This is a genomic window from Micromonospora sp. I033 (assembly GCF_053890995.1).
Genome location: NZ_JBSSLX010000234.1, coordinates 1 through 8,592 on the forward strand (window position 1 = coordinate 1; position 8,592 = coordinate 8,592).

The window sequence follows — 8,592 nt, forward strand, 5'->3', positions numbered from 1 at the left end:
CAGCTTCGCCAACGGCTCCGGCTACCTGCGGATGGCCGACGTGCCCGCCGACTGGGACGTCATCAACCTCGCCTTCGGCGAGCCCACCTCGGTCACCTCCGGCGACATCCGCTTCCAGCTCTGCCCCGTCACCGAGTGCCCCACCGTCGAGAGCGAGGCGGAGTTCACCGCCGCCATCCGGGCCAAGCAGCAGCAGGGCAAGAAGGTGCTGCTCTCCATCGGCGGCCAGAACGGGCAGGTGCAGCTGACCACGATCGCCGCCCGGGACACCTTCGTCCGGTCGGTGTCCGCGATCATCGACCGGTACGGCCTCGACGGCCTGGACATCGACTTCGAGGGCCACTCCCTCTACCTGAACCCGGGCGACACCGACTTCCGCAACCCCACCACCCCGGTGGTCGTCAACCTGATCGCGGCGATCCGGACCCTCAAGCAGCGCTACGGCGCCGGTTTCGTCCTCACGATGGCCCCGGAGACGTTCTTCGTGCAGCTCGGCTACCAGTTCTACGGGCCCGGCCCGTGGGGCGGGCAGGACCCCCGCGCCGGGTCGTACCTGCCGGTGATCCACGCCCTGCGGGACATCCTCACCGTGCTGCACGTGCAGGACTACAACTCGGGGCCGATCGTCGGGCTGGACAACCAGTACCACACCATGGGCGGCGCGGACTTCCACATCGCCATGACCGACATGCTGCTCGCCGGGTTCCCGGTCGCCGGGAACGCCAGCGCCGTCTTCCCGGCGCTACGCGAGGACCAGGTCGCCTTCGGCACGCCGTCGTCGACCAGCGCCGGCAACGGCTACGTCGCCCCGGCGGGCGTGCAACAGGCGGTCACCTGCCTCGTCCGGGGCCAGAACTGCGGCGGGTACACGCCGCGCAGCGGCACCAACCCCGCCTTCCGGGGCCTGATGACGTGGTCGATCAACTGGGACCGGTACTACGGCTGGGAGTTCCGGCTCCAGCACGGCCCGTTCCTCAAGGCGCTGCCCTGACGTCGCGCCGACCCCGGGGCCGCACGGTCCGCGTGCGGCCCCGCCTCGGTGCGGGCGCTCCGGCCGGTCAGCGCCGGCCGGTCATCCGCTCCGCGAACTGGCGGAGCTTCTGCTGGGTGCCCGGTTTCGCCGCTTCGCGTCGCCCGCGGTCGACGATCTTGCGCCCCTGCGGGCTGTTGAGGATTCCCTTGATGCGTTGGCCGACCGATGTCATGGAATGTCCCCTTCCGGTTTCGTCGTGCGGCACTCCGCAACGCGAATACCCGGACCTGCCCCGCTTATCTGGGGGAGGGGACCGTCCGGCGCTCGCCGCCGACGAGGCGGCGGGCTATTTGACCTTGCGGGTCGACCGGACCACGATGCCGTCGTACTCGGGATGCTTCTCCAGCCAGCCGCTCAGGAAGGGGCAGATCGGCACCACGGTCCGCCCCTTCGCCCGCGCGTCGTCCATCACCGCGCGAGCCAGGGTCGAACCGACGCCGCGTCCCTCGAACTCCGGGGCCACCTCGGTGTGGGTGTAGGCGATGATGGCGCCGCTCAGCTGGTAGGTGACCACACCGGCCGTCGCGCCCGTCTCGTCCCGCGCCTCGAACCGCTCCCGGTCGGGCACGTCCGTCACCGTGAAACCCATCCCGCCATCCAACCACGGCGCCAGGAGATCGACCGCCTGGGCGGGCCGGCGGGAGTGATCCAGGTCACTCCCACCGAACTTTCACCCGCCCGTCACGTCCGGAGCACCCGGATACCCCTCGCGTTCATCAAGGGAGAAAGATGCGGTCAGTTCGCAAGATATCGGCGCTGGCGCTGCTGGCGCTGGGCGTCTCGGCGGGTGCTCCGGGCGCTCCGCCCGCGTCGGCGCAGCCCCGGGCCGCGAAGCCGGCGACCACACCCACGGTCGCGGCCAAGCCCCGGGCGGTCACCCTGCTCACCGGCGACACCGTCCACGTCAGCACGGTGAACGGCCGGACGACGGTCGACGTCGTGCCGGGCAAGGGACGGGAGCGGATCCCGTTCCTCACCCACAGCGCCGGCGAGGACGTGCGGGTCATCCCCGCCGACGCCGTCGGCCTGCTGAACCGGGGCAAGCTCGACGCGCGGCTCTTCGACGTCTCGATGCTGCTCGGCTTCGGCTACGACGACACCCGGGCCACCCTGCCGCTCATCGTCGAGCACGGCGACGCCGCCCCCGCCCGCCTCGCCGGCGGCCGGATCACCCGGGCCCTCTCCGGGGCGAGCGCGGTCGCGGAGAGCCGCGCGGACGCCGTGTCCTTCTGGAACACCCTCACCTCCGGTGCGGGTGGCACCGAGCGGCAACTGCGGGCCGGGTTCGACAAGATCTGGCTCGACGGGCTGCGCCACCCCACCCTCGACGTCAGCGTCCCGCTGACCGGCGCGCCGGAAGCCTGGAAGGCCGGCTGGACGGGGGCCGGGGTCAAGGTCGGCGTCATCGACACCGGTGTCGACCAGACCCACCCCGACCTCGCCGGCCGCGTCGCCGCCGCGGAGAACTTCACCTCCGACCCGGACACCCTCGACCGGGTCGGCCACGGCACCCACGTGGCCTCCACCATCGCCGGCGGTGCGGCCGCGTCGCAGGGCCGCTACCAGGGCATGGCACCCGGCGCGACGCTCTACAGCGCCAAGGTCTGCGTCGAGGAGGGCTGCCCGGAGTCGGCGATCCTGGCCGGCATGACCTGGGCGGCGCAGCAGGGCGTCAAGGTCGCCAACCTGAGCCTCGGCGGCCCGGACAGCCCGGACACCGACCCCATCGAGGCGGCCCTGGCCGACCTCACCCACCGCTACGGCGTGCTCTTCGTCGTCGCCGCGGGCAACAGCGGGGAGGCCGGCGAGTCCACGGTGAACTCGCCCGGTGGGGTGACCGAGGCGCTGACCGTCGGCGCGGTGACCAAGACGGGCGAGCTGGCGGGCTTCTCGAGCCGGGGCCCGCGCGCGGGCGACGCCGGCGTCAAGCCGGACGTCACCGCTCCCGGCGTCGGCATCGTCGCCGCCCGCAGCTCGACCTCCGATCTGCCGCAGAACGACGAGAACCCGCAGTACACCGGCATGAACGGCACCTCGATGGCGACTCCGCACGTGGCCGGCGCGGCGGCGATCCTGAGCCAGCAGCACCCGGACTGGTCGCCCGAGCGGATCAAGTCCACGCTGATGGCGGCCGCGCGGCCGAACGCCGCCATCGGTGTCTACGAGCAGGGCGCCGGCTTCCTCGACGTCGCCCGGGCGACCCGGCAGACCGTCACGGCGAGCCCGGTCAGCGTCGCCTTCGAGCGGACCACCACCGCGCAGAAGAGCACGATCACGTACGCGAACGGCGGCTCGTCCGCCCTCACCCTGGCGGTCTCCCTCGACGCGAAGGACGCCGAAGGCGCTCCGGCGCCGGCCGGCCTGTTCAGCCTCAGCGCCTCGTCGGTGACGGTCCCGGCGGGCGGCACGGCCACCGTGACGGTCACCGTCCAGGCCGGCGCCGACCTGCCCGACCACTACTTCGGCGGCGAGGTGACCGCCACCGGCGACGGCGTGCAGGTGCAGACCCCGGTCGCGCTCGACATCGCCCGCCACCGGCTGGACCTCACGCTCGTCGGGCCGGACGGCGGGGCGCCCACGCCCGAGCAGGGCTGGGTGACCCTCCTGACCGACCTCGACCGGCAGACCATCACGGTGTTCGACAACCCGGCGGTCACCACGTACCGGGTCCGCGCGGGTCGCTACCTGGTCCAGACCTACCTGCTGACCGGCGACCCGTTCCTCCCGCACGTCGCGTCGCTGGTGCGCCCGAGCCTCGACCTGACCACGGACCAGGCGCTCACCGTGGACAGCCGCCTGGCGAAGCCGCTCGTGGTGTCGGTGCCGAACCCGAAGGCCACCGCGGTCCACCAGGAGTTCGGCTGGACGATCCGGACCGAGCAGCCGCAGATCTGGGGCAGCAACGACCCGTTCGGCGTGGTGATGGGCATCCCGTTCGATCACGTGCGGACCGCGCAGATCGGTGCCGGCAGGACCCCCGGCTTCGTCTCCTACGTCAACGGGATGTGGGGCCAGGTGGCCGAGGACGGCAGCCTGCACAACAGCCCGTACGCCTACCGGGTCTACCTCTATGAGCCGGAGCGGATGATGACCGGCCTGACCCGCCGGCTGCGTGCGGGCGACTTCGCCACGGTCCGCTCCCGGATCGGCGCGGACGTGGCCGGCGTGCCGGTCTCGCGGACCGCGGTCGCGCACGCGCCCGGCAACTCGCCGATCTACCGTGACGAGCGCAGCATCCCGCCGAGCTTCAGCTACGACGTGCCGAGCACCATCACCGAGTACTACAACCAGGACAAGAAGGCGGTGTGGCAGTCGACCTCGTCGCAGCTGAGGTACACGTACTACGAGTCGGCGTGGACCAGCTTCCAGCCGGGGCGCACGTACGACGTGAAGTGGGCCAACGGGGTGGCCGGGCCGGTCTTCCCGGAGCCGAACTTCGGCCAGCAGTTCGCCACCCGCTACTGGGGCGACATCATGGGCGGGCCGGGGCCGCTGCACGGCGACGGCACCGGGCACATGGGCTTCCGGCACGTTCGCGGCGGCAGCGTGGAGGTGAACCTCTACCGCGACGGGGTGAAGATCGGCGACGCGAACCAGGCGCCCTGGGTGTGGAACGTGCCGGCGGAGAAGGCTGACTACCGGCTGGCCGCGACCTTCCGCAGCGACCCGGAGTTCACCCTGTCGACGGTGGTCGACGCGGAGTGGACCTTCACGTCCGCCCACGTGGGCGACGGCGACCTGGTGAAGCTGCCGATGACGGCGATCCGCTACAGCCCGCAGCTCGACATCGACAACCGGGCGCCGGCCGACCGGCTGTTCGCGATCCCGGTCTCGCTCGACCGTCAGATCGGGGCGGCGCCGGGCCGGACCAGGACGTTGACCGTCGAGGCGTCCTTCGACGACGGGCGGACCTGGCAGCGGCTGACCGTGCAGCGGTCCGGTGAGAAGGCGGTCGCCTGGGTGCGCAACCCGGCCGGCACCGGCTTCGTCTCGCTGCGGGCCGCCGCGTCGGACACCAGCGGCAACACGGTCAAGCAGACCGTCATCCGCGCCTACCGGTACTGATGGTGGGCCCCGGACGCGGCGCCCACCGGCGCCGCGTCCGGGTCACCGTGGGGGCGTGGTCGTCCGTGCTCAGGCCGCCTGGATGCCGGCGCGCAGGGCGCGCAGCGCATGGTGGGTCCGGGACTTCACCGTGCCGATCGGCACTCCCAGCCGGCCGGCCACCTCCGCCGGTGACCGCCCGACCAGGTAGACCTCGGAGAGCAGACTGCGCTGTGCCGGGCTCAGCCGGCCGAGCGCGAGGCGGATGGCGTGCGACGCCAGCGCGCTGCCGGTGGTGTCGTCGCCGGCGGGAATCCAGGTCATGTCGACGAGATGGACCTCGGCCGGGCGGCCGCGGCGCAGCCGGACGCCGTCGATGACGAGCCGCCGGGCGACGGTGGAGAGCCACCGGCGCGCGGCATCGGGCTCGGCCGGCACCGAGTCGAGGTGGCGCCAGGCCCGCAGCATCGTCTCCTGGAGCAGATCCTCCGCGGTCTGCCGCTGGCCGCGGGTCAGCACGAGCAGGAGGCGCAGCACGGCACGGGCGTGCGCCGCGTGCAGCGCGGTCATGCGCTCGGCCCGGCCACAGGGTGGTCCGTCGGGTGCCCGCAGCACGATCTTTCCTCCCATACGCAGGAGCAACGTGGATGCGGCACGAGCCTAGGGACGACCGATGTCAATGGACTGACGCGTGAGTGCGGATCGAGTGCCGTCGCCGATCGCAGTCGGTCACGGACCGGGTGTGACCGTTGCGAGCAGGCCGGCCAGCCGCCGCCCGGTCGGGGTCTGCGCGTACGGGATCAGGGCCAACGCCTCCCGCCACGCCCGTACCGCGGCCTCCTGGTCGCCGGTGGCGGCGAGGGCGTCGCCGACCAGCGCCAGGACCTCCGCGGCCGGCGCCGACGCCGACGCCTCCTGGTAGGCGACGGCCGCCTCCCGCCAGCAGTCGACCGCCCTGCCCGGCTCCCGGCGGGCGGAATGCACCCGGCCGAGCACCTCCCACGCCTCGGCGACGCCCAGCCGGTACTGCGCTCCGCGCGACAGCGCCATCGCCTGCTCGGCGCGGCGCACGGCCTCGTCCGTCCGGCCCAGTTCGGCGTAGCTCGCCGCCATGATCACCAGGACGTCCGCGTGCAGCTTGTCGTCCCCGGCCGCCCATGGCACCAGCACCGCGGAGAGCGCCCGGACGACCTCCTCGTGCCGCCCCTGGGCGCTCAGGATCATCGCCCGGTTGATCCCGGCCCGGGTCATCTCGTCGTACAGGCCGAGCCGGGCGAGCAGCTCGACCGCCTGGTCGAGATGCCCGACCGCGGTCTCGTGCTCGTGCCGGAAGTAGGCCGCCCCGGCCAGGCTGCGGTGCATCCGGGCCTGCCCGACCAGGTCGCCGCCCACCCGGGCGGCCTCGAGGGCCACCTCGCCGGTCGTGGTCCAGTCGACCCACCGGCCGCTGCGGTCGAAGAAGTGCTGCATGCCCAGGGCGAGCTGCCAGGCCTCGGTGTGCCGGCCCTGCCGGGCGGCCCGGCCGACCAGCGCGATCAGGACCTGCCGCTCGGCGGTGAACCAGTTCATGGCCTCGCCGTGGCCGGCGAAGCGCAGCGGGGTCTCACCCGGCCCCGGCTCGATCATCGGGTGGTACTCGGAGGTCAGCAGCCGTCGGTGCGCCTGATAGCTGGTGGCCCGGTAGAACTCCAGGCAGCGCAGCTCCGCGGCGGCACGCTCGGCCGGGCTGTCGTTCTCCTCGCCGAGCTCCGTGGCATAGGCCAGCAGCAGGTCGTGGGTGCGGTAGCGGCCCGGCGTGTCCTCACCGACCAGGTGCGCGCGGCTCAGCTCACCGAGCAGTGCCCGGGCGGCCCGCAGCGGGACGCCGGCCAGGCCCGCCGCACCGGCGATCGAGATGTCCGGGCCGGGATGGATCGGCAGCAGCCGGAAGAGCCTGGCGGCCGGGGCGGAGAGCGCCTGGTAGGACCAGGAGAAGGCGGCACGCAGGCCGGTCTGCGGGTCTCCGCCGTCGAAGCCGTCCAGGCTCCCGGGCGCCTGGGCCAGTTCGGCGGCGATCTGCGCCGTTGCCGTCCGGGGCAGGCTCGCCGCGCGGGCGGCCACCACGGCGAGCGCGAGCGGCAGCCGCCCGCAGCTGGCGATGATGGCGTCGATCGCGGCCGGGTCCGCCGCGACGCGGCCGGCCCCGAGCGGCCCCCGGAGCACCCCGCGGGCCTCGTCGACGCTCGGCAGGCCGACCGGCAACGGGTGGGCGCCCGCCGTGGTCAGCAGGGTGCTGAGCCGGCTGCGACTGGTGACGATCACCAGACAGCCCGGCCCGCCCGGCAGCAGATGCCGGATCTGGTCGGCGTCCCGGCAGTTGTCGAGCACGATCAGCAGGCGCCGGCCGCAGAGGCGGCTGCGGTACAGGCCCGCCTGGGCGTGCAGCTCGGCGGGAATGCCCTCCTGAGGCACCCCGAGGGAGCCGAGGAAGCCGCGCAGCGCCTCGGTCGGGCTCATCGCCGGCTCGCGCCCGTCGTATCCGCGCAGGTCTACATAGAGCTGCCCGTCCGGGTAGCCGGCCGCGAACCCGTGGGCGAGGTGGACGGCGAGGGCGGTCTTGCCCACCCCGGGCATGCCGTCGATGGCGAGCACCGACGGCCCGCCGGGGCGCGCGACCGCCGCGCGGGCCTCCGCGACGAGGTCGTCCCGGCCGGTGAAGAAGGGCAGGTCCGGCGGAAGCTGCGCGGGCCGGGGAACGGGCGACGGCGCCTCGGCACGCGCCGGCCGGGTGCGCTGGTGCAGCAGCCGGTCGTACGCCTCCCGCAGCTCCTCGCCAGGATCGATGCCCAGTTCGTCGGCGAGCCGCCGGCGCACCACCCGGTACGTCTCGACGGCCTCCGCCTGGTGGCCGTCGGCGGCGAGCGCCAGCAGCAGCCGGGCCTGGAGCGACTCGTCGAGCGGGTGCTGCTCGGCGGCCTGCCGCAACGGCGCCAGCACCGCGCTCAGCCGGCCGCAGCGCTCGGCGGCGTCGGCGGCCTCGCGCACGGCCTGGGCGCGTTCGGCCTCCACGGCGAGGAACGCGGGATGCAGGCGGGAGGCCGGTTCCAGCCCCGCGGCGCACCGGCCGCGCCACAGCCGCAGCCCGTCGAGGGAATGCCGCAGCGCCGACTCCGGGTCGCCGTCCTGCAGGCTCCGGCTCGCCAACCGGCTCAGCGACCGGAACTTCAGCAGGTCGAGGGACTCCTCGTCGACACGCAGCCGGTAGCCGGACAGTTCCCGGAGGATGTGCCGGCCGGCCGACCGGGTGGGCAGGCCGGGTTCCAGCAGCCGTCGGAGCACTCCGACGTGCCGGTGCACCACGTTCGCGGCGCTGGCCGGGGCCTCCTCGTCCCAGAGCAGGTCGACCAGCTCGGCCAGGGAGACCGGTGAACCACCCCGGGCCAGCAGAAACGCGAGCACCAGGCGCTGCTGGCGGGCGCCCCGACCCAGCTCCGCGCCGGCGCGGGCGACCCTGATCGGGCCGGGCACCGAGAAGC

The 8,592-nt window shown here is 73.7% G+C and carries 6 protein-coding genes; 2 read left to right on the plus strand and 4 right to left on the minus strand.

Features of this window, described 5'->3' with window-relative positions; genetic code table 11:
- A partial coding sequence (locus tag ACW0Q9_RS26550; protein WP_456185845.1) for a chitinase occupies window positions 1-991 on the plus strand: 991 nt, incomplete at its 5' end.
- 67 nt (window positions 992-1,058) lie between these two features.
- On the opposite strand, the gene ACW0Q9_RS26555 is transcribed toward ACW0Q9_RS26550, so the two are convergent.
- Both ACW0Q9_RS26555 and ACW0Q9_RS26560 read right to left on the minus strand, forming a co-directional pair.
- Window positions 1,059-1,205, minus strand: coding sequence for a hypothetical protein (locus tag ACW0Q9_RS26555; RefSeq protein WP_456185847.1), 147 nt, complete (start codon window positions 1,203-1,205; stop codon window positions 1,059-1,061).
- A gap of 114 nt (window positions 1,206-1,319) precedes the next feature.
- Complete coding sequence (locus ACW0Q9_RS26560) at window positions 1,320-1,622, minus strand: GNAT family N-acetyltransferase (RefSeq protein WP_456185849.1); 303 nt, start codon at window positions 1,620-1,622, stop codon at window positions 1,320-1,322.
- 140 nt (window positions 1,623-1,762) lie between these two features.
- On the opposite strand from ACW0Q9_RS26560, the gene ACW0Q9_RS26565 reads away from it, so the two are divergent.
- Entirely contained in the window at window positions 1,763-5,098 is a 3,336-nt protein-coding gene (locus ACW0Q9_RS26565) for a S8 family serine peptidase (RefSeq protein ID WP_456185851.1), read from the plus strand.
- A gap of 69 nt (window positions 5,099-5,167) precedes the next feature.
- Here the strand turns inward: ACW0Q9_RS26565 and ACW0Q9_RS26570 are convergent, their stop codons facing one another.
- Together ACW0Q9_RS26570 and ACW0Q9_RS26575 are read right to left on the minus strand one after the other, a co-directional pair.
- Entirely contained in the window at window positions 5,168-5,692 is a 525-nt protein-coding gene (locus tag ACW0Q9_RS26570; RefSeq protein ID WP_456185853.1) for a sigma-70 family RNA polymerase sigma factor, read from the minus strand.
- Window positions 5,693-5,806: 114 nt separating this feature from the next.
- On the minus strand, window positions 5,807-8,592 hold a 2,786-nt coding region (locus ACW0Q9_RS26575; RefSeq protein ID WP_456185855.1), incomplete at its 5' end, for a BTAD domain-containing putative transcriptional regulator.

Excerpts from the sequence above, each read along its gene's own strand:
- ACW0Q9_RS26565 (WP_456185851.1), top strand. The coding sequence starts at position 1,763 with ATGCGGTCAGTTCGCAAGATATCGGCGCTGGCGCTGCTGGCGCTGGGC.
- ACW0Q9_RS26560 (WP_456185849.1), bottom strand. The coding sequence starts at position 1,622 with ATGGGTTTCACGGTGACGGACGTGCCCGACCGGGAGCGGTTCGAGGCG.
- ACW0Q9_RS26555 (WP_456185847.1), bottom strand. The coding sequence starts at position 1,205 with ATGACATCGGTCGGCCAACGCATCAAGGGAATCCTCAACAGCCCGCAG.